Below are 19893 nucleotides of genomic sequence, written 5' to 3' on the forward strand. Positions count from 1 at the left end.
TAACCGCCCCCCAGTATGTGACGGAGAGCTGGGAGGCGGACGAGTACGAGCGCGACACCTGCCTCAACCCCCGCCTCCACCCCCACGGGTGCACCCATGAGGTCCGCCGGGTGGCCCGCTCTACCAGGAATCGGCGCAGGGACCTTCTGACCGTGAAGTCCTGAGGCGACCAGCCGGAGCGAAGATCACCGTGACCGTACGGCCGGTGTGATCGCCGTGCCGGCCCCAGCTGTCGGCGAGGATCGCGACCGTCCGCAGGCCGCGCCCGGATTCGTCGAGATCGCCGGCGTCGGTGACGACCGGCGCGGCCGGGCCGCCCTCGTCGGCGACCGAGACGGCCGTGCATCCCGCGGCGTGGCGAACGCCCACCGTGAACGACCCGCCGTGACCGGAGCGGCAGCAGGGTGGCGACGAACCGCCGTACGGCGCGGGCCTGGTCGGGACGGCCGGGGAAGGTCCGCCGCCAGTACAGGACGGGCTCGGCGGACTTCAGAGGGCGAGCGGCATCGGGTACCTCACCGAGGAGTTCGTCGGCGCCCGTCGCCGGGCCGCGGGCACGCTCCTCGGCTCAACCGCAGGCGACGCATCTCCCGCAGTCCGTACGCGGCGGAAGGCACGGTGACCCGCGGTTCACACGCGCGGCCGTGCGACGTGCCGAGCCGGCGCGTCACCCGGCCGCACGGTCACCGGGCCGAACGCTCGGCCCTGACGGTGTCAGCGCGGGGGCAGGGTGCTGCGCGGAGGGGTGGAGGGTCCTCCGTGGTCCGTGGCGTCGAGGCGCTGCTGCTTGAGCAGATCCCGGATCTCCCGGAGCAGCTCGACGTCCGGGGGCTCCGCCGGGCCGGGCTCCTCGCCGCGCTTGCGTCGTTCCCGCAGCTCGTTCATCGGCAGCATGAACATGAAGTACAGCACCGCGGCCACGATGAGGAAGTTGATGGCGGCGTTGATCACCGAGCCGAGGTCGACGAACGTCGACGGATTGTGGTGCCAGACGCGAAAGCCCAGCCCCTGCGCCGCGTGGGCGCCGCCGAGGGCGTTGATGATCGGCTGGATGACGCCTTTGGTGACCGCGGTGACGATCGCCGTGAACGCCGTGCCGATCACCACGGCGACGGCCAGCTCGATGACGTTGCCGCGAGAGATGAAGTCCTTGAACCCCTTGAGCACCTGTTTACCTTCCCAGACAGCGCGGTGTACCCGTGACCGGACCGGCGCGCTACAGGTTGGCGGTTCGGTATGGCGTAGGTCAAGGCGTTCTGCCGAGCGGACCTGCAGGTCGCGTGGCCCGACGGCGCGGCCCGGCGTTCCGCCGGCGGGGCTGCTCATCGCCTCGCCCGCCGCCGGAGTGACGGGCTGCAGGCCGTCGACATCCCGAGTCAGGGCTTGTAAGTTCTGGGCGGGACATGTCGCTTTGCGGCGGGGTGAGGTGGATGAGCGACCGGATCCGCGCCGAGCTGGCGGCCTTGGAAGCGGGCGAGAGGGCCTTCGCGGAAGTTCTGAAGTCCCTGCGGAAGACGCTGGCCGATCTGGAGCGCGACCTGTCGTCCGATCTGGACTCTTGGGATGGGGACGCCCGGCACGCGTACGAGCACAGCCGCGAAGCATGGCGGGCTGCGGCCGATGACATGGCCCACCGGCTGGACGGACTGAAGAAAGTGATCGGAGTCGCGCACCGCAACTACGGCCGGTCGCTGTCGGCGAATGTACGGATGTGGCGCGGCGCATGACGCCTCCGCGACCGCCGGTGCCGCCTTCCGCGCCCGGTTCCGGTGCCGTGCCGGGTTCGCCACCGAAGTTCGCCCGGTTGGTGGAGGGGCGGCCGACGCCCTTGCCGCCGGGAATCGCCGCCCGCGTCGACATCACACCCGAGTCGGTGCAGCACGCGGCGGAGAACTTCGCGACCGGCCAGCAGCACCTGGCCGACGCCTGGATGCGGCTGCGGTCCGGGCTGGACGCCAACGCAGGCATGGCCGGGACGGGCGAACCGGCCAAGGCGTTCGCCGGAAAGTACGATGCGGCGCTTAAGACGATCTGGAAGGGCTTCGGCGCCGGCATCATCCACCTGGGCGGCACGTCCAAAGGACTGACCCATATGGCCAACAACCATCTGAAGGCCGACCATCATTCGCGTGCGGACCGGCCGGGCGGCAGCGCGGTGAAGCTGCCGTTCGCGCGGGTGTACCCGAGCATGTCGATGGCCATGCCGGCCCCGGCCATGGGCCGGGGCGGGTCGGGGCTGCCCGGCCCGCTGGCGAAACTGTGGCCCAACGCCTCGGTCGCCCGGCTGAAGGCCGCGGCCGGGGTCTGGAGAGCGGCGGCCAAGGAGATCCACTCGATCGGTGACTGGCTGAACTGGACGATCGGCACGATCACCGACACCAGCAGCGGTCCGGACATCGATGCGATGTACGACTACTACGACAAGATCTGGACCCCGGGCGGCGGTGGCGTGCTCGGCAAACTCGAAGACGCCTGCTCCGCCATGGCCGACGCGTGCGAGCAGTACGCCGGGAAGGTTCGCGGCGCCCGCACCAAGATGAAGTGGGAACTGGTGGGCGCCGGGATCGGCGTCGCACTCACCACCGCAGGCGGCCTCATCCTCACCGCGCCCACCGGCGGCGGATCCGACGCCGCGGCCGGCGTCGCGGACGCCGCCGAGGTCACCGCGGTCCTCTCGCCCACCGCCCATGAACTGGTCAGCTCGGTCACCGCCATGATGCTGTCCCTGCTGTCCGGCGACATCATCGGCGCCCTCACCATCGCGTTAAGCACCATTCCGACCATCACCCTGATCGAGACCGAGGTCGAAGAAGAGCTCGAGCCCGCTCTCGAAGAAGAGATGGCTGCGACCGAGGCCGGGACTGCGGCGGCGGGGCAGTCCGGTTCCATATACTCGGGGAACCTAATAAAGGTCGGCAAACCGGATCCCGACGCCGACATGCTCGCACAACGTATCGGTGGCGAGTCACGCGTCAGGTTCGAGAACGATCCGAGCGGCCGAGAGTTCGATGCAGTGAGTGATGAATACATCGCCCAAGCCAAGCCCGCCGATTTTGTCGTGAACAAGAAGTTCCGCATGCAGGCTAAGGCAACATTCGACGCCGCCCAAGAAAGCGGGAGATCTGTTTATTATCATTTCAATGGACCGCCAGACCCCATGGTGATACAAAAACTTCAAGAGTATTCTGAACGCTATGGCATCAAGGTCACCATCGACACCGACCCCTTCCACTAGGAAGCTACATAATGTTCGAGTACCATGGCTGGATAACAATCCAAAGCTCCGCCGGCGATGAAGACCTCGCCGATTTGGAGGCGGCACATGCTCGCGTCGAGAAGCAACTAGAGCTACTGCGCGGCGGGACCAGCCTCGTGGACCTACGCTGGGTCAACGGCATGTCCCAACTTCACATCTCAGGGCTCCTCAATCGTCGAGCCGGCGAGGGTCAGAGTGTGATCGACGCGTTCAATCGGGTTGGCGAGGTCGCACCCGGTTCCTACGGTCTGCTCTACATTCTCGACGATGAGGACCCGGCCGGGAATGGCAACGAGTTCCAGGTCCTGGTCATGCGCCGTGGCCAGGTCTCACAGCAATCCGACCCCTTCCTCTCTCCTTGCGTTCCAGTGATCGAGGATACGGACGACTGATCCCTTGCGAGAGGTTTCCGCTGTCGCCGACGCCCTGATCGCTGATGGACTGGCAGCCCCACGGGATTTTCGCGGTTGCACCGAAGCGGAGGTCGAGCTGGTCATCAAGGCCGCTCCGTTCGAGCCGCCCGCACACTACGTCGCATTCTTGCGCGCATTCGGGCATGGCGCCGGGCGCCTGCTTCGCGGAACCGATATCTTCTTCCCCCAGCCCCTGGAGACCAACAATTACGCGCGCGAGGTGGCCCTCGAGAACGAGGTCGACCTGAAGGTTGACGATCGCTTCTTCTTCGCGCACCACCAGGGATATCAACTGTACTTCTTCGAGCCGAATTCACCTGCGGTCTACCTGTACACCGAGGGAGACGAGAAGCCGCAGAAGATCGCAGAAGACTTTCTTCGCTACCTCCAGGCCAAACTCCAGGCGGAGCGCTCGCTCGGTTGATTCGAAAGGATTCGAACCTCGGGACGGGACCGTACACAGCGTGCTCCGGCTCGCCGCAGCCCGTCGCGCGGTCCCGTTCCGCGGCAAAGGCCGGTGTGAGGACTCAGAGAGCCGGCGCTTCCAAGGAGTTCACCAGCTGATCCCGGCCGCGACCGGGAGGTGGTCGCTGCCGGTGGCCGGTAGCACCCACGAACGTACCGGCCGCACACCTCGGACCAGGATCTGATCGACCCGCACCATCGGGAAGCTCGCCGGCCAGGTAAAGCCGAAGCCGTCCCCGGCCACGTCCTGGGCCGAACGCAGCCGCGCGGTGAGTCCGGCGAACGCGCGGTCGTCCACGGCGCCGTTCAGGTCGCCGAGCAGCACGATCCGCTTGTTCTGCTCGGCGGCGACGGCCTTGGCGAGCGCGTGCGCGCCGGCGTTCCGCTCGCTCGTCCAGAAGCCGCGCCTGGGCATCACCCGTACGGATCCGAGGTGGGCCACGTACACCGCCAGCGGCCCCTGGTCCGTGGTCACCGTGGTGCGCAGTGCCCGGACCGCGTGCGTCGCCGGGTCGCCGCCGATGTCGAGCGGCCGGGTGTCCGACAGCGGCAGCTTGCTCCACAGCCCGACGTTGCCTTGCATCGTGTGGTATGGGTACACCTTCCCCAACGCCTTCTCGTACGTGACCGTGGCCTGCCGGGCGCGCAGCTCGGTGGGGTCGACCAGCAGCCGCGCGTCGCTCTGTGCCAGCTCCTCCAGCGCCACGACGTCCGCCCCGGACGCGATCAGGTCTCGGGCGGTCCCGGCCGGGTCGGGGTTATCGGCGCTGACGTTGTGGCTGACCACGGTAAGGTCGCCGCCCGGGTGGAACTTGTCGCTGAGCAGCCCGCCGAAGAGAGCCGGCCACACCGTGACCGGCAGCAGCAATGCGGCCACCGCGGAGGCAGAGCGACGCCACAGCGCCCCGGCCAGCAGCACCGGGACGAACAGGCCGAACCACGGCAGGAAGGTCTCCACCAGGCTGCCAAGGTTCCCGATCCGGTTCGGGATCTGCGCGTGCAGCAGCATGACCAGGCCGAGGAGCAGCGCCAGCGCCGCGAGGACCAGGCCGCGCTTCCAGGGCCCCGGCCGGCAGCCGGCGCGGATCGCCCGGCGGATGCCCGCGCGCCGGGTGCCGGAGCCGGTATCCCGGCGGACGGTGCCGCACTGTCCGCCCTCCGCCGGGTCCACCGGCGCGATCGTCTGTTCTCGCTCACTGCCGGTCACTGCGGCATCCTCGGGTTCGAGCCATACCGCTAGTCAAGACAGCGTGGTGTTGCGAGCACGTATGCGATTTTCGATATGCCGACGATATGCGCCCGCTCCTGGCTTCGAGAGCATGCGTGTCTGGTCGTCGAGTACACACCTCCGGCCCTTCCGATGACGAGATCACCGAACGCATCGTCGCCATCGGCGGCGGCATGCCCATCCTCATGCACACCGCTGCCGACCATGCTCACAGCGCCGCTTCTGGAGGCAGCGGGTCTGCCGGAGTGGCGGTGTGGTCGCGCCGGAGGTGCGTCACGGCGAAGGTCGCGTGCACGGTACGGGAGCAGGGAGCGCCGCTCCAGTACCACGTGATGGCGAGGGCCGTCACGGTGAGGAGCCCATGGCCGCACTCGGCGAGATCGACCGGGTCGATGGCGCCGGCGAGGCCCTTTACGCGGGGCTCGGTCGAAGCGCCCTGGTCGGTGACGCTGACGGTCACCCCCGCCGCGTCGCGGTAGACCGCCACGGCGAACGCGCCGCCTGGACGCCCGGAGCCGGTGTGCCGGATCGCGTTGACGGCGAGTTCGTCCAGGGCGAGGAGGACATCGTCCAGCGGCGGGAAACCGGCCAGCAGGTAGGCGACGAACACGCGGGCGGCACCGACCTGGACCGGCTCGCCGGGGAAGGCGCGGCGCCAGTACATGGGCGTGACAGGCTCGTCGGAGGCGAGAGCGGCTGCAGGGAGCGACAGGCGTCCTTGAGGTCGTGGGTGGCCGCGGGCGTACGCATGCCTGATCGGGATCACCTGCGGCACGGCTTCACCGACCCAGCGCTTCGAGGTCGAGGTGACGCGTGCAGGGCGGATCGTCGCCATCCCCGCGATGGGCGGCGAGTACGGAGCGAGCGGCGGAGGTGTAGCACACGCGGTCACCGCGCGCCCCGATCAGCGCCGCGACCGCAGGCCAGCACGACGCGCAGTGCGGCGCGTCGACGTCGCCGAAGAGCGTGACGGCCACCCGCAACGGACGGCTGCAGCCGACACACGAATCGGCGCACGCGTCCACGGGGAGGGGCGACGACGGGCGTACGTGCCGGGGCACGCCAGCGGGCTGGACGCGCACGTGGCTCGTGAGCCGTCGCCCCCTCCGGCGGCCCGTTCCTGCCGTCCCGACAACCATGGAATCCTCACCAGCGCTTCGAAGGACAGGCCACCGTGGCTCCGTCCGGTCGCCGTCAGTTCACACCAGCCGCTCGACCTTTCACAGCGAGCCACCGAGCCTCGGCGCGGAGATACGCGATTCGCACGCGCTGTTGCGGAACCTCTCCCGTCCGCGAGCTCCATGCCGGAACGTCAGATGGCCGAACGTTCGAGCGCGGCACGGTACTCGCTCGCTCACCAGCGCCGATGTCCGCCGATTCCGGGGTGTGTTCGAACAACACCTGCTGTAATCGGACTCGACAGTCAGGTGATCGACGGCCCTTGGGAGGTCGACGATGAGCAGCCCTTTCGTCCGCCGCCGGCGACTCGCCGCGGAGTTGCGTACGCTCCGCGAACAACGCGGTATGACCGCCGACCAGCTCGCCTGCCAGATCCACCAGTCGCGCATGAAGATCTCGAAGCTGGAGAACGCGCACATCCGCCCTGACCTCGCCGAGGTGATGAAGATCCTCGACGTCTTAGGAGTCACCGGCGAGAAGTGGCACGAGATCGCCCGCGACGCCGCCGAGCGCGGCTGGTGGGACTCCTACGGCGACGCAATGGGCGACCGGCAGCGCCTGTACGCCGACATCGAGTCCGGCGCGAAGACGATCCGTGAGTACCAGCCCGGCGCCATGCCCGGCCTCCTCCAGACCCCGGACTACACCTGGGCTCTGATCGAGCACGCGAAGGCCGAAGGCCCGATCACCTACATCCCCGAACGCCTCGTCGAAGCCCGACTCCAGCGACAGCGCACTGTCCTGCGCCACGACGGCCCGGATTACGAGGTCATCCTTGACGAGGTAGGCCTCCGCCGCTTCAGCGTCCCGCCCAGCGTGATGCACGCCCAGTTCACGTCATCAAGACTGTCGAAACCTATGCTCGCCTAACAGTACGCGTTTTCCCTGTCATCACCGGCATGGCCACCAGCCTCATGCCGAGGTCACAGCTGGTCCTTTTCACGTTCCCGGACGCAAGCGATCCTCCGATGGCAGTCGCAGAGACCGTATCCGCTGATATCTTCCACACCGACCACAACGAAGTGTCACGCCACATACGCAGGTACGAGTACGTACGGTCCTCGGCACTGTCGGAAGTAAGCAGCCTCACCTTCCTCAGTGAGCTTGCCGACCAGATCGTTAGCGATGTAGGACTCCATACATGACGACGACTTCCACGAGATGGCGCAAGTCGAAGCGGAGTGAGCCAAACGCATCGTGCGTCGAGGTAGCACGAATCGTGAGGAAGACGCCCAGTGGCCGGGTGCCCCTAAGCGGCAAAAGCACTCCGATCACGGCAACACCGAGCGTCATACCATGACCAGGCTCCACATCCAGTGGCGCAAGTCGTACCACAGCAAACCGAACGGCTAGTAGGACTTTGTTAGGCCGTGATCATCTATGATGATCACGATGCCCCAAGTGGCAGCTTGCGCTCGGCATGCTCGATGAACTGGCCGTATGAGGGCATGCGCCGCCGCTGGTCGTCGGTGATGCCGGGTACGGGGACAACCCCACCTTCCGACTCGGCCTGACCGAACGGGGGCTGGCCTATGTGATGGCGGTCAAGGCCACCACCAGCGCCTATCCCGGCGACGCGGCACCACAGACGCCGCCGTATTCCGGGCGAAGCCGCCCGCCACCACGCTACGCGGGGAACGCCGCCAACCTGCCTGACCTGGTGCTGGCCGCCGGCCGCACGAACCTAAGGCGGGTGACCTGGCGCCAGGCCAGCAAGAAGACCAAAGGCAACCCCACCGCCAAGATGCGCTCCCGCTTCATCGCGATCCGGGCCCGGTCCGCGAACCGCGACATCCCTCGAGCCGACGACGGCAGCCTGCCGGAGTGCTGGCTACTGGCCTAATGGCCGCCAGGCGGAGCCGAGCCCACCGACTACTGGCTATCCACGCCCCCCACCCGACACGCCCATCAAGACACTGGTCCGCCTGGCGAAGATCCGCTGGCGGATTGACCGCGAACTCAAGACCGGCCTGGGGCCTCACTCACTTCGAAGGCCGTTCATGGACCGGCTGGCACCGCCACGTCACCTTGGCCTCCGCCGCCCATCAATTTCTCGCCGAGCTTCGTCTGACCAGCCCAAAAGCGGCTGGGGCGGCCTGACTCTCTACCAAATCCTCAAACAACTCCAGGTGCTGCTCGCGACCTGGACAGGCCGCTGCCCCACCTGCCACCAGCGACCACCATGACGAACTAACAAAGTCCTACCAGGACCTGTGTCCCGGCAACTGGTTGCTGCTTCGGCAGCCGGATGACTTATGGGCAAGGCAGCTACAGACGGGCAGTAGCGGGCCAACCGCCCATAGTTAGCCGGAAGGATGGACGCCTGCCAGGGACAGCCTGGATGTGGTGAGGCCTCTGCAAAACCTAAGGTCAGACGGCTGGCCGAAAGGCGACACCAAGATCGTTGGCTTCTCGTGTCGCGATCTCGACTCCTGCCGCCCAGTACATATGTGGAAAACAGGGGAAAGTCTGACTTACCCTTACCTCAGTTCCATCATCGACATCGCCGGTTTGCCACCGAACGGGGCGAGCGGGCTAAAGGGGTCAAGCATGGATCAGTCGCGTCTTGGCGACGCCAAGGTCGCCGTCCTCCAGTCTCTGCAGTCACGACTAACGCGACGCACTGCATCGGGCGTCGTTACTGAGCGTAATCCCGGCAGTAGAGTCTCGTTGATCGTTGAGCGCGCGATCGATTACGCGCTCTCTTCGCGCCGTACTCAGTCCGAACCGGCCTTCCTCGAGCATGATGTCCTCCACGATGCAGAACTGGCGAGCCGGCGGACGGCCGACGCGGAGGCCCGCACACTTGCTGCGATTGCCACACTGACCGCCCCGGACCACATCGCCTTCGGCGGTCGCGTCGACTCGAACACATACTCGCTCGCAGCGGAGGCGCGGGGAACACGGTCGCCGTCAGTCCGTACCCACGGGCCAGCGGTCAAGGTTGCCGGCACAGCTCTCGTCTCGACGATTACGCCGGAGGATGTGGCGGTGGCAGGTGATCTCGAGCGGCGCTTGCGGGTGAGCATAAAGTCGAGTCTCGGTGCCGTGGGTGTCCACGTCTTGGATGGGATGATTGACGGGGAGAGCATCTCAGAGACGGCCCGTCGTCTGAACGTCTCGACCCGGACGATCGATCGCGCCCGGCGGGAGATCCGCCTTGTAGCGTTCTCGATCTTCGAAGCGGACGAGATAGCAGCATGAAGGGGGCTCCGGTAAAGCTGGCCAACGGCACCTGGTCGCGTCTCGCCTTCAGCTTCGACCCCGGCACCGTCCGGTTGTATGTCCCTGATCGGTCGATTGGCTCTTATCTGCTGCTCAAGCATGGGCAGCCGCTGTATGTCGGGCGTTCGGATACCTGTCTGCGCCGACGTTTGAGTAGCCACCCCCTTCTTGGAGTTGCGACTCACGTCGCGTGGGAAACGGTATCTTCACCGGAGCGGGCATTCTTTGTCGAGGCGTTCTGGTACCACGAGCTCCGTTCCGATGGGCATGTGCTCAACCGCCTGCATCCTGCCCGACCCGCAGGGTCAAGGCGACGCTGCCCCTACTGCAGCGGCGGCCGTCTCGAGCGGGAAGCCCTCTTGCGAGCTCTTCCCTCTGACGCATCATCAGCCCCCGCCACCGCCCTATGACGCGACTATCAGATTCCAAGAAGCGTTCGCCGAATCCATCTCAACTCGAGAATCGAAAAGGAGACACTGATGACTGATCGTATTCCTGTGATCTTGACCGGTCAGGCTTTGCGGTCGCTACGCGACTCTGGCTACAGCCTCGCGGCGGCGATCGGAGAGGTCGTGGATAACGCCCTGGAGGCGGAGGCGAACAGTATTAAGATTCGCCTCGACGAAGGTCAGAATAAGCGAGGCAAGAAGCATATCCACCGCATCGCCATCGCAGACGACGGCACCGGCATGGATTTTGATATCCTCCACCACTACCCACAGATCGGCTACTCGACAAGGTATATGTCGAATTCTACAATCGGGAAGTATGGTGTCGGCGCCAAGCTGGCTGCACTGAACTTCAGCGAGCGACTCGACGTATGGAGCCGCACTAACGCCGAATCGCCGTGGATGCACGTCTACTTCGACCTAGAAGCAGCCGAACAGGCAGCAGGTAACGACCTCATCGAGCCTCCCAAAGGTACTCCTGTCCCACAGGAACTCGACGACCTTCTCCCGAACGGCACAGGAACTTTGGTCGTATGGTCAAAGATCGATCGACTCGAAGAAGGTCGCCACGCGGAGGATGCAAATAAGCTTCGCATTGACATCGAGAAGGAACTCTCCCGGATGTTCCGCTATTTCCTGGACGGTGGCCGAGAAATATCAGTAAACGACACAAATCTCCGAGCACATGACCCCCTTTACCTCTTGGAGGGAACATTCGCAGACCGCGAGCTCAGCAGGCACTACAGACGAAAGGACGTCGAACCGAAGTTCGATACCAAAGAACATTACGACCCAAAACTCATCGCCGACGAACCTCTGACGTTCGCCGGTGGGAGAGTGCGCCTTCGGGTGACCGTCTATCCACCGGAGGTTATCCGTCGGCGCGGCATGGGTGGCGATGAGCTCGCTCTTCGCCTCAGGGTGCCCGACAACCAAGGAGCGCTATCGTTCGTTCGCCTGGACCGCGAAATTAATTACACTAATGTCCCGAAGATTTTGCCCGGCGGCGTAGAAGATCCCGATCGATTCATCGGAATCGAGGTTAAATTCACGCCCGAACTCGACGAATACATGGGCGTGCGTAATGTTAAGCGCGGGGTAGAGCCCCACGGCGACCTACGCGCTCTACTCCGCGAGCGTCTCTCAAAGTGGATTCCACAAGCGCGAGGCGAGATCCAGCAGATCTGGGGAGATGCATCAAGGAAAACTCAGGAGCGTTCGGGAGAGCACGCCCAAATCCTTGATGCCGTTAAAAGAGCCGACCGAACCTTGGCAAAGAGCAAGGTTGCCGGCCCTGGAGCAGAGCAAGAGCAGCAGATTCTCGACCGGCTCGCCAAGGACACTGGACGCGAAAGCCCGGAGGATAAGGCCGAATACCTCAAGGGAATAGCCGACCTTCCGTTCGTGGTAGAAACAGTTGACTTCCCCGGCGCGAACTTCATCGACATCCAGCATCTCAGTCACCAAATAATCGTCCGGCTCAATGAGCGACACCCGTTCTACCAAGAACTCTGGCAGCCGATCAGGGTCATCGCCGAGGCTCCCCCTGGGAGCGTCAGCGGCGATGAGGCGACTCGCACTGCGCGCCGGACACTGGAAGCTTTGACTTTGCTAATAATCGCTTATGCAAAAGCCGAATCAATGGATGCGGATCCTACAAAATTCTTGGAGCTGCGCGATGACTGGGGTAAATTCCTGCGTTCCTTGATGGGTAAGATTAAGGACGTGATTTAGACGTCCGCATCGGACAGGGCATCGAACCAAGGCCCACGCTAGTGTGACCCGGAGCGCAACCGGTCGCCTGTGGCAGAACGTCTCCTGAAGGCACGGCGTACGATACCCTCGGAGAGCGGCTCGCCGGCTTAGAAACGCCAACTTCGAATCTTGATCCGACTGCATCGTACTGGGGTCTCGTTCGGCAAGCGCCGGGCGAGACCTCGGCAGTCACGGTATGGATTAAGGTGCCGTCGGCTGAAGCAGTAGGAGTTTCCATGTCCGGGTTGCACTGGGAGAGCGATCGCCGCCTCACAGCTATCGGCCGTACAGCACTATCGGTTGCGGCCCGGCAGGCCGTCGTCGATGGCGAGGTGAACGCGTCCACCAGCGTTTTGGACTACGGTAGTGGCCGCGGCGATGATGTCCGTGGTCTGTGTGGGATGCAATTTCAAGCGCAGGGGTGGGACCCTTTCTTCGCCCCCGACGCGACTCCCCGACCGGCGGACGTCGTACTGATGACCTATGTCCTCAACGTCATCGAGGACCCCGAAGAGCGACACCAGGCGCTTCAACGCGCATGGGGGCTTGCCAAACGCCTACTCGTGGTAACGACACGACTCACCTGGGACCGATCGAAGGTCCAAGGCAGGCAATACGAGGACGGTGTCCTGACGAGCAGACAGACGTTCCAACATCTGTTCAGCCCGGCAGAGCTCCGTTCCTATGTCGAAGAGACAACCAGTGTCCGCTGTGTCTCTGCGGCCCCCGGCATCGTTTACGCCTTTAAGAAAGACGACGCACGCCTTCGTTACCTAGCTAGAAAAATCGTTCCACACGCCGACTGGCTGGCCTCCGACGATACCGGATCGGCGATAGCCGCCGTCGTGGGCTACACCGAACGACGCGGTCGGCTACCCAGGCTCGAAGAAATGCCGTTGGAGATGGCCAACCTTCTCGCCCATCTCCGGTCGAACGAACTACAGCGCATCGTCAAGAAGACGGTCGACACCGAAAAGCTCGAGGCTGGTGTTAAGGCGTCGACCCTGTCTACGCTTCTGTTCCTTGCGGTCGAGCTGTTCAACGGGCGTGGGCCCTACGGCAGCCTCCCCATATCCTTGCAACTGGACGTCAGGACATTCTTCTCCTCGTACAAGGAAGCCTGCATGAGGGCCGACCGCCTGCTGCTGAAGCTACGCGACGACACCTACGTCAGAGGGGCGATGCAGGCGTCGAAGGTCGGGAAGCTGACGCCTACAGCGCTTTACGTACACAGACGCGCGATCGATCGGATACCAACGGTGCTACGTCTTTACGAGCACTGCGCTTCAATCGCGGCTGGCCGCCCGGCCTCCTGGACAGTCGCCAAACTGCGTCATCAAGGCCGGGCAGTGAGCTGGCTGGACTATCCGGAGTTCGACACCGACCCGCACCCGAAGCTGCACTCGTCGTACATGGTGGATCTGACGACGTTGAAGACATCGTTCAAGTCGTACGAAGACTCAGCGAACCGACCGCTCCTTCATCGCAAGCATGAGTTCCTCGCCCCTGACGACCCGGACGTCTCGAAGTACCGCCGGTTGACTCAATCCGAGACGCGTGCCGGTCTCTATCGGAACCCACATCTGATCGGCACCGAGGAAGGTTGGGAGGCCGAACTAGAGCGTTGCGGGCGGGAGCTACGCGGCCATCGCCTGGTTCGACGTCGTAGTTAGCCGAGAGAAGCGGTCCCGACCTGGAACTCCGCGATCTCGGCAACCATCTCATCGATGTCCAGGTCCGCGACCTGGTCAGGGAACCATGACAAGCGCAGTCCGTTGGCGGCGATGCTGTCCGGCAGTTGCATCCCCCGGAGCACATGACTAGGCGTGTAGGACGCACTAGTGCAAGCTGAGCCCGTCGAAACGGCGACGAGTTCTTTGAGCTGGACGATCAGCGCCTCGGCGTCGACACCGTTGAATGAGACGTTGAGGATGTGAGGAACGACGTGTTCCTGCTCTCCGTTAATGTGGAGGTCGGTCTTCTGGAGTGCTCCGACAAGGCGCGAGCGGAACGCAATTGCCTCGCCCCACCACTGATCCCGTTCGCGCTCGAAGATCTCGGCTGCCTTGGCCAAGCCAACGATCAGTGGCACCGGCAAGGTGCCTGGCCGGAGCTTGCGCTCCTGGCCCCCGCCGTACATGAGGGGGGTGAGGGGCACGGTGTTGCGCCCGCGCCGGCGAATCACCAGTGCGCCGACTCCCTTAGGCGCCCCGATCTTGTGGCCGCTAATGCTGATGAGATCGATCGGCGATCTCAGGTCTTCCGTCAGCTTGCCGAAGCCCTGGGCCGCGTCGACGTGGAAGTAGGTGGACGTATCGCGCAGGTGATCAGCAACCTCGGCGATCGGCTGGATCACCCCGGTCTCATTGTTGACGTGCATGAGAGAGACGAGCAGCGTGTCATCGCGTAGCCGCTCTCGAACAGCTTCCACGCTGAGCCGTCCCGAAGGCCCCGGGGAGAGGAAGTCGACCTCGAAACCCCGAGACGCAAGATGTTCCAGAGGCTCCAGCACAGCCTTGTGCTCGATGGCGGACGTGATGATGTGACGACGATCTTCTTTTTCCCCGTAAGCGGCAAGTCCGAGGAGTGCGATGTTGTTACTCTCGGTTGCACCAGAGGTGAAGATCAGCTCGGACGGGCTAGCGCCTACCTGCGTGGCGAGCTGGTCGCGTGCCTGCTGCACGGCTCGTTTAGCGCGGGTGCCCCACTCATGGGTCCTGCTGCCGGCGTTGCCGAAGTCCTCAACCATCCAGTGGAGGACGACCTCTGCGACGCGTGGGTCAACCCGCGTTGTCGCTGCTGAGTCCAGGTACGCGGCCATCTGCTGCGGCACCCCTCTATCCCCATCATGACGTAGGCACGTGAAATCACTGACGTACATACGGTACCTTGTTGCAGTGGGGTCACCGCCATCACTGCTGTCTGCTACGGGCACAACCGCAGGATTCGAGTACGTCTTCCCAGCGATCAGAGGGGTTCAGGCGCGTCGGGAGTTCTACGTGTCGATGTGTCCGCTTCGCCTCATCCCCAAGATCTTCCTGTTCGACGAAGATGAGCTTGCTCCTGAGGTACGGGCGCAGCGGGTGCTCAACAAGGGCCGCATCCCAGCCCTCGCCGCGTACATCATCGACAACCCTGGCGACTACGTGTTCAGTGCGCTGACGGCCTCCGTCGACGGCGAGATGAAGTTCGTCGGAATCTCCGACAAGGGGCCCGGCATGCGGATCGGGCAGCTACACATCCCGATGGCGGCTCGGTTCCTCATCAACGACGGACAGCACCGCCGTGCGGCGATCGAGGCGGCGCTCAACGAGAATCCCGAGCTGGGCGATGAGACGATCGCCGTTGTCTTCTTCCAGGACGCAGGGCTCGCCCGCAGCCAGCAGATGTTCGCCGACCTCAATCGCCACGCGGTACGGCCGGCCCGATCTATCGGTGTGCTGTACGACCACCGCGACGAACACGCCACGGTAGCCCGCCTCCTGGCGCTGAAGTCGTCGATCTTCCGGGGGTTCGTCGAGATGGAGAGCAGCACGCTGTCAGCGCGGTCCCGTAAGCTCTTCACCCTAAGCGCTCTCTACTACGCAACACGCTCACTTCTCCAAGGCGTCGAGTTTGACGGAGAGGACGCCGCAGCCGAGTTGGCGGATGCCTTCTGGTCGGCCATCGATCAGCTGATACCTGAGTGGCGGCTCGTCCGGCAACGCAAGATGTCCGCTGCCGATGTCCGGCGTCAGTATCTCCACAGCCATGGGATCGCGCTACACGCGCTGGGCCGACTCGGGAACACTCTGCTCCGCGAGTCTGTTGATCAGCAGACCTGGCAACCGCGACTTGAACCTTTGAAGCGAGTCGATTGGTCCCGCACCAATTCGGACTGGGAGGGTCGGGCCATCGTCGGAGGCCGGGTCTCGAAAAATCATTCAAACGTAGTGCTGACCGTGAACTATCTGAGGAACAAACTCGGCCTTGAGCTTGGACCTGAAGAAGCTCACGTTGAAGCGACCTACCTGCGAGGAGATCGATGAGCATCTCATTGGGTGTCCCGACTCGCCGGGCCATTCCCTTCAAGGACCGAGGTGGTCTCGCAGCCGTCGTCACCGAGCTCACTGAAGAGATACGGGAGCTCTACCAAGCCGATGACGTGCCCTGGGTCGTGGGCTATAGCGGGGGTAAGGACTCAACGGCAGTGCTGCAGCTGGTGTGGCTCGCTCTCCAAGGGCTACCTGCCGAGAAGCGCAACAAGCCAGTGCATGTGATTTCCACCGATACTCTGGTCGAGAACCCGATCGTTGCAAGCTGGGTGACGCAATCTCTCGTTACGATGGGTGAGGCGGCCGAAGACAAGCAACTACCGATCACGCCACACCGGCTAACACCTGACGTCAAGGACACGTTCTGGGTTGGCCTGATCGGCCGCGGCTACCCCGCGCCGCGTCCGAAGTTCCGCTGGTGCACTGAACGACTGAAGATTCGGCCGTCCAACTCTTTCATCCGCGAAGTCGTCCGTGAGCATGGCGAGACGATTCTGGTTTTGGGCATCCGCAAGGCCGAGAGTCAGATGCGCGCGAAAACGATGGCCAAGCACGAAAAACGACGTGTACGGGACAGGCTCTCCCCGAACGGCAATCTGCCGAACTCTCTTGTCTATAGCCCGATCGAGGATTGGTCCAACGACGAGGTCTGGACGTTCCTCATGCAGCAGCCCAACCCATGGGGGCATGAGAACAAGGACCTGCTTACGATGTACCAAGGGGCATCCAGCGACGGCGAGTGCCCGCTGGTCGTTGACAACACCACTCCCTCGTGCGGTGATAGTCGGTTTGGCTGCTGGACATGCACCCTCGTCGACCAGGACAAGTCGATGTCGGCGATGATTCAGAACGACGAGGAAAAGGAGTGGATGCTCCCCCTCCTCGAGCTGCGGAACAAGCTTGACGTGCGTAACGAGGAAGGCTACCGCGACGACAAGCATCTTAGAGACTGGCGGAAGATGAACGGCACTATCCAGCTCTTCAACGACCGCGTTGTCCATGGCCCGTACACCCAGCAAGCACGCGAGCAGTGGTTGCGCGAGCTCCTTAACGCACAGACCTGGATCCGAAGGAACGCTCCAGAAAGCGTTCGCAATATTGAACTCATCACCATGGATGAGCTTCACGAGATTCGGCGTATATGGGTGTTCGAAAAGCATGAGATAGAAGACCTCCTCCCGCGCATCTACGAGGAAGAAACCGGTGAGGAATTCCCCGGCGAGCCGCTCGATGAGCATCTCACCCTGGCCGGAGATGAGATGGAGCTGCTTCGAGAGGTATGCGGAGACGACGAGCTACACTTCACCACGATGCGGGAGCTTCTCGCAGTAGAGCGTAAGTACCGAACGATGCGGCGTCGAGCTGGGCTCTTTGAAGAGTTGGAAAAGACAATCCGTCGCGGCTATTACGAGAACAAGGACGACGCCGAGGACTACGCCCGGCGACTTCGCGCAGCGCAGGAAGTTCCAGAGCTGCCCCTCTTTAGCGAAGAGACTGTGAATGCTGCTTCATAAGGTAACGCTTAAGAATTTTGGCGCCTACGCAGGCGAACAGTCTCTTGACCTCACCACAGAACCTGGGCGTCCGATCATCCTGATTGGAGGCCTCAACGGCTGCGGGAAGACAACTTTGCTGGACGCGATCCAGCTAGCGCTCTATGGTCCGCGTGCGCGTACCAGCGGTCGCGGCAACCGACCCTATGAAACTTACCTCAAAGACAGCGTCAACAGGGAAGCAGATCCCAAGCATGCGCATGTCGTCGTCGAGTTTTCGACGACGCTCGAAGGGCAGGAACGAATCTATAGAGTTTGTCGTAGCTGGGAAGCCTACGACAGAGCTGTTCGAGAATTTCTCGATGTCTTCATTGATGGCGAGCATGACAAGGTCGTAAGCGAAAACTGGGCAGACCACATCGAAGAGATTCTTCCGCTTGAGGCCGCTTCGCTGTTTTTCTTCGACGGAGAGAAGATCGAATCTCTCGCCGACCCAGAGCGCGCTGCCCCAGTCATAGAGTCTGCAGTTCATTCGCTTCTAGGCGTCAATACTGTCGAGAAGCTACGCACCGATCTGCTCGCTCTGCAGCGCCGGCAGAAGGTGCTGGATGAGGACGACGAAACAATCGGAAGCATTCGACTGATAGAAGACGACATCAGGAAGGCTGACCAGCAATGCGCTGATCTCAACCAGAGAGTCGCTTCCCTTCGCGACAGTCTAGCCAGAGCTGAAGCCGACTATTCGGCCGTCGATACCGCCTTCTCTAAAGAGGGTGGTGACCTCTACAGCCGGCGCGCTGAGCTAGAGGCGGAGACAGAACAAGCAGAGTTCATACTTAGGAGCGTTAACGAGACACTCGCGAACGCTCTGGCTACCGGGCCGCTCCCTTTTCTTCTTCTTCAGCCGCACCTTGCTTCACTTCGTGAGCAAGTCGGCAAGGAGCATTCAGCCGCAGAGAGCGCCCAGGTGATCGAACTACTAAACGAGCGAGATCGCCTGCTCCTCGAAACACTCAAGACACTCGGATCTTCAGAGAGCGTCGCGGCAGCGGAGAAGTACCTATCCGCAGATCGGCAAGAACGCACCAAGATAGCCACAGAGACGCCTCAAGTAATCAACTTCCCACCCAGTGCTCTTCCCCAACTGTCTTCGCTGGACCAAATGCTCGACCAAGAGGCCACGCGAGCTGGCGAACTGGTCAGGCAGGCAAGAGAGCTCCGAGAGCGTCTCAACACTCTGGAGCGACAACTCGCCGGTGTCCCGGACAAGAATGCGATCGCTGCGCTCATTGAGAAGCGAGATTCTGCTCGTGACCGAGTAACCCGAATTCGGTCTGCTCTGGCTACAATCGAGGAAGAGCTCACCAAATCTCAACGGCACAGGCAACAGTTGTTGCTCGATCGTGAGCGTGCGTATAAACGACGTGCTCAAAAGCTCGCCAAGACGGAATCTTCAACTCGGATCGTCTCATACGCGGACCGAGCTCGCGAGACACTGGAGAAGTTCGGGTCTACACTCCTTCAGCGACACATAAGTCGGCTAGAAGTCGCAGTATTGGACAGCTTCAATCGGCTTATGCGTAAAAGCGATCTGGTACGGGATCTCCGCATCGACACCGACAAGTTCACTCTTACTTTGGTCGGTCCCGATGATGAGGAGCTTGATCCGTCCCGTCTCAGCGCAGGGGAACGGCAGCTGCTTGCAGTCGCTCTTCTGTGGGGGCTCGCCCGGGTAGCGGGGAAGCGCTTGCCTAGTGTGGTAGACACGCCGCTCGGACGGCTCGACAGTCGGCACCGGGAGCAGCTGGTGGAGCGTTACTTCCCATTCGCGAGTCATCAAGTCATGCTGCTTTCCACCGATGAAGAGATCGACGAGCACCTCCTAACGAAGCTGAGTCCCTCTATCGCACATACCTATATGTTGGTTCACGACGACAAGCGTTTTACCACCACCATCGAACGCGGCTACTGGTGGACTGCAGGAGCTTCAGATGTCGCTTGACAGTATCCGGCTATCACAACCGGCTAAGGACCAGCTAATAAAACTTAAGCGTATAACGGGGATCAAGAACTGGAACACCCTGTGTCGCTGGGCGCTGGCCTTGTCGCTACAGGACCCGTCCCCGCCACTTGTGAGGGACATCGTCCCGGACTCTAACGTCGAAATGAACTGGAAAACCTTCGCCGGCGTTTATGGCGACATTTACCTCGCTCTTCTCAAGCAACGGTGCCTAGCAGACGGGAATGAGCCGACAGAAGAGACAATCTCCGACACTCTGCTCATCCACGTCCACCGCGGTATCGGACACCTTGCTGGCCGCAAGAGCCTTAGAGGTATCGATGACCTAATTCAGATAGCGCTGGACTAGCGCCGCTCTGGCCACTTCAGCGGGGCT

18 protein-coding genes and 1 pseudogene are annotated in these 19893 nt (G+C 62.9%); 14 read left to right on the plus strand and 5 right to left on the minus strand.

From position 1 onward, the window contains the following. Window positions 1-120 precede the first annotated feature (120 nt). Both NE234_RS23090 and mscL read right to left on the minus strand, forming a co-directional pair. Window positions 121-369 carry an ATP-binding protein gene (locus NE234_RS23090; RefSeq protein ID WP_252782580.1) on the minus strand — a complete coding sequence of 83 codons (249 nt, stop codon included), beginning with the start codon at window positions 367-369 and terminating at the stop codon, window positions 121-123. 345 nt (window positions 370-714) lie between these two features. Then, the gene (gene mscL / locus NE234_RS23095; protein WP_252782581.1) at window positions 715-1167 is read right to left on the minus strand and encodes a large-conductance mechanosensitive channel protein MscL; all 453 of its coding nucleotides are present in this window, start codon (window positions 1165-1167) and stop codon (window positions 715-717) included. Between the two features lie 263 nt (window positions 1168-1430). On the opposite strand from mscL, the gene NE234_RS23100 reads away from it, so the two are divergent. From NE234_RS23100 to NE234_RS23115, 4 genes are read left to right on the plus strand one after another with little or no spacing between them, the layout of a single operon-like run. After that, a complete protein-coding gene (locus NE234_RS23100; protein ID WP_252782582.1) occupies window positions 1431-1727 on the plus strand; it encodes a WXG100 family type VII secretion target in 297 nt (98 codons plus the stop codon). Continuing rightward, a complete protein-coding gene (locus NE234_RS45435) occupies window positions 1712-3235 on the plus strand; it encodes a restriction endonuclease fold toxin (protein ID WP_252782583.1) in 1524 nt (507 codons plus the stop codon). The genes NE234_RS23100 and NE234_RS45435 overlap by 16 nt, the downstream gene beginning before the upstream one ends. A gap of 11 nt (window positions 3236-3246) precedes the next feature. After that, window positions 3247-3648 (plus strand): Imm7 family immunity protein, encoded by a 402-nt coding sequence (locus tag NE234_RS23110; protein ID WP_252782584.1) that lies wholly within the window; start codon window positions 3247-3249, stop codon window positions 3646-3648. Between the two features lie 4 nt (window positions 3649-3652). After that, window positions 3653-4093 carry an SMI1/KNR4 family protein gene (locus NE234_RS23115; protein ID WP_252782585.1) on the plus strand — a complete coding sequence of 147 codons (441 nt, stop codon included), beginning with the start codon at window positions 3653-3655 and terminating at the stop codon, window positions 4091-4093. A 129-nt stretch (window positions 4094-4222) separates the two neighbouring features. On the opposite strand, the gene NE234_RS23120 is transcribed toward NE234_RS23115, so the two are convergent. Together NE234_RS23120 and NE234_RS23130 are read right to left on the minus strand one after the other, a co-directional pair. Next, entirely contained in the window at window positions 4223-5233 is a 1011-nt protein-coding gene (locus NE234_RS23120) for an endonuclease/exonuclease/phosphatase family protein (protein ID WP_406567056.1), read from the minus strand. 337 nt (window positions 5234-5570) lie between these two features. Further along, window positions 5571-6026: an ATP-binding protein gene (locus tag NE234_RS23130; RefSeq protein ID WP_252782587.1), complete on the minus strand. Its 456-nt coding sequence runs from the start codon at window positions 6024-6026 to the stop codon at window positions 5571-5573. An 860-nt stretch (window positions 6027-6886) separates the two neighbouring features. Here NE234_RS23130 and NE234_RS23135 point away from each other — a divergent pair. The 6 genes and pseudogenes from NE234_RS23135 to NE234_RS23155 all read left to right on the plus strand — a co-directional run bounded on the left by NE234_RS23135 (window position 6887) and on the right by NE234_RS23155 (window position 13643). After that, window positions 6887-7686, plus strand: a pseudogene (locus NE234_RS23135) (helix-turn-helix domain-containing protein). Continuing rightward, window positions 7683-7841 (plus strand): DUF397 domain-containing protein, encoded by a 159-nt coding sequence (locus tag NE234_RS46035; protein WP_406567052.1) that lies wholly within the window; start codon window positions 7683-7685, stop codon window positions 7839-7841. The pseudogene NE234_RS23135 and the gene NE234_RS46035 overlap by 4 nt, the downstream one beginning before the upstream one ends. Window positions 7842-8000: 159 nt before the next feature. Further along, window positions 8001-8384: a transposase gene (locus tag NE234_RS23140; protein WP_256529238.1), complete on the plus strand. Its 384-nt coding sequence runs from the start codon at window positions 8001-8003 to the stop codon at window positions 8382-8384. Between the two features lie 707 nt (window positions 8385-9091). Continuing rightward, a complete protein-coding gene (locus tag NE234_RS23145; protein WP_252782588.1) occupies window positions 9092-9745 on the plus strand; it encodes a hypothetical protein in 654 nt (217 codons plus the stop codon). Window positions 9746-10245: 500 nt separating this feature from the next. After that, window positions 10246-11949 carry an ATP-binding protein gene (locus NE234_RS23150; protein ID WP_252782589.1) on the plus strand — a complete coding sequence of 568 codons (1704 nt, stop codon included), beginning with the start codon at window positions 10246-10248 and terminating at the stop codon, window positions 11947-11949. Between the two features lie 257 nt (window positions 11950-12206). Next, complete coding sequence (locus NE234_RS23155; protein WP_252782590.1) at window positions 12207-13643, plus strand: DNA phosphorothioation-associated putative methyltransferase; 1437 nt, start codon at window positions 12207-12209, stop codon at window positions 13641-13643. On the opposite strand, the gene dndA is transcribed toward NE234_RS23155, so the two are convergent. Then, complete coding sequence (gene dndA, locus NE234_RS23160; protein WP_252782591.1) at window positions 13640-14803, minus strand: cysteine desulfurase DndA; 1164 nt, start codon at window positions 14801-14803, stop codon at window positions 13640-13642. The two genes, NE234_RS23155 and dndA, sit on opposite strands and share 4 nt — an antisense overlap. Window positions 14804-14867: 64 nt before the next feature. Between dndA and dndB the strand changes: the two genes are divergently transcribed. Genes dndB through dndE form a run of 4 tightly spaced genes read left to right on the plus strand, consistent with a single transcriptional unit; the run spans window position 14868 to window position 19866 of the window. Beyond that, a complete protein-coding gene (dndB, locus tag NE234_RS23165; RefSeq protein ID WP_308206917.1) occupies window positions 14868-15998 on the plus strand; it encodes a DNA sulfur modification protein DndB in 1131 nt (376 codons plus the stop codon). After that, window positions 15995-17518, plus strand: a complete 1524-nt coding sequence (gene dndC, locus NE234_RS23170; protein ID WP_252782592.1) for a DNA phosphorothioation system sulfurtransferase DndC — start codon at window positions 15995-15997, stop codon at window positions 17516-17518. Before dndB ends, dndC begins: the two co-directional genes overlap by 4 nt. Further along, window positions 17505-19499, plus strand: coding sequence for a DNA sulfur modification protein DndD (gene dndD, locus NE234_RS23175; protein ID WP_252782593.1), 1995 nt, complete (start codon window positions 17505-17507; stop codon window positions 19497-19499). The genes dndC and dndD overlap by 14 nt, the downstream gene beginning before the upstream one ends. Further along, complete coding sequence (gene dndE, locus NE234_RS23180; RefSeq protein ID WP_252782594.1) at window positions 19489-19866, plus strand: DNA sulfur modification protein DndE; 378 nt, start codon at window positions 19489-19491, stop codon at window positions 19864-19866. The genes dndD and dndE overlap by 11 nt, the downstream gene beginning before the upstream one ends. Window positions 19867-19893 lie beyond the last annotated feature (27 nt).

The sequence above is a fragment of the Actinoallomurus rhizosphaericola genome (assembly GCF_024055675.1).
In the GTDB taxonomy this organism is placed as follows: domain Bacteria; phylum Actinomycetota; class Actinomycetes; order Streptosporangiales; family Streptosporangiaceae; genus Actinoallomurus; species Actinoallomurus soli.

Excerpts from the sequence above, each read along its gene's own strand:
- NE234_RS23100 (WP_252782582.1), top strand. The coding sequence starts at position 1,431 with ATGAGCGACCGGATCCGCGCCGAGCTGGCGGCCTTGGAAGCGGGCGAG.
- NE234_RS23110 (WP_252782584.1), top strand. The coding sequence starts at position 3,247 with ATGTTCGAGTACCATGGCTGGATAACAATCCAAAGCTCCGCCGGCGAT.
- NE234_RS23130 (WP_252782587.1), bottom strand. The coding sequence starts at position 6,026 with ATGTACTGGCGCCGCGCCTTCCCCGGCGAGCCGGTCCAGGTCGGTGCC.
- NE234_RS46035 (WP_406567052.1), top strand. The coding sequence starts at position 7,683 with ATGACGACGACTTCCACGAGATGGCGCAAGTCGAAGCGGAGTGAGCCA.
- NE234_RS23145 (WP_252782588.1), top strand. The coding sequence starts at position 9,092 with ATGGATCAGTCGCGTCTTGGCGACGCCAAGGTCGCCGTCCTCCAGTCT.
- NE234_RS23150 (WP_252782589.1), top strand. The coding sequence starts at position 10,246 with ATGACTGATCGTATTCCTGTGATCTTGACCGGTCAGGCTTTGCGGTCG.
- NE234_RS23155 (WP_252782590.1), top strand. The coding sequence starts at position 12,207 with ATGTCCGGGTTGCACTGGGAGAGCGATCGCCGCCTCACAGCTATCGGC.
- dndC (WP_252782592.1), top strand. The coding sequence starts at position 15,995 with ATGAGCATCTCATTGGGTGTCCCGACTCGCCGGGCCATTCCCTTCAAG.
- dndD (WP_252782593.1), top strand. The coding sequence starts at position 17,505 with ATGCTGCTTCATAAGGTAACGCTTAAGAATTTTGGCGCCTACGCAGGC.
- dndE (WP_252782594.1), top strand. The coding sequence starts at position 19,489 with ATGTCGCTTGACAGTATCCGGCTATCACAACCGGCTAAGGACCAGCTA.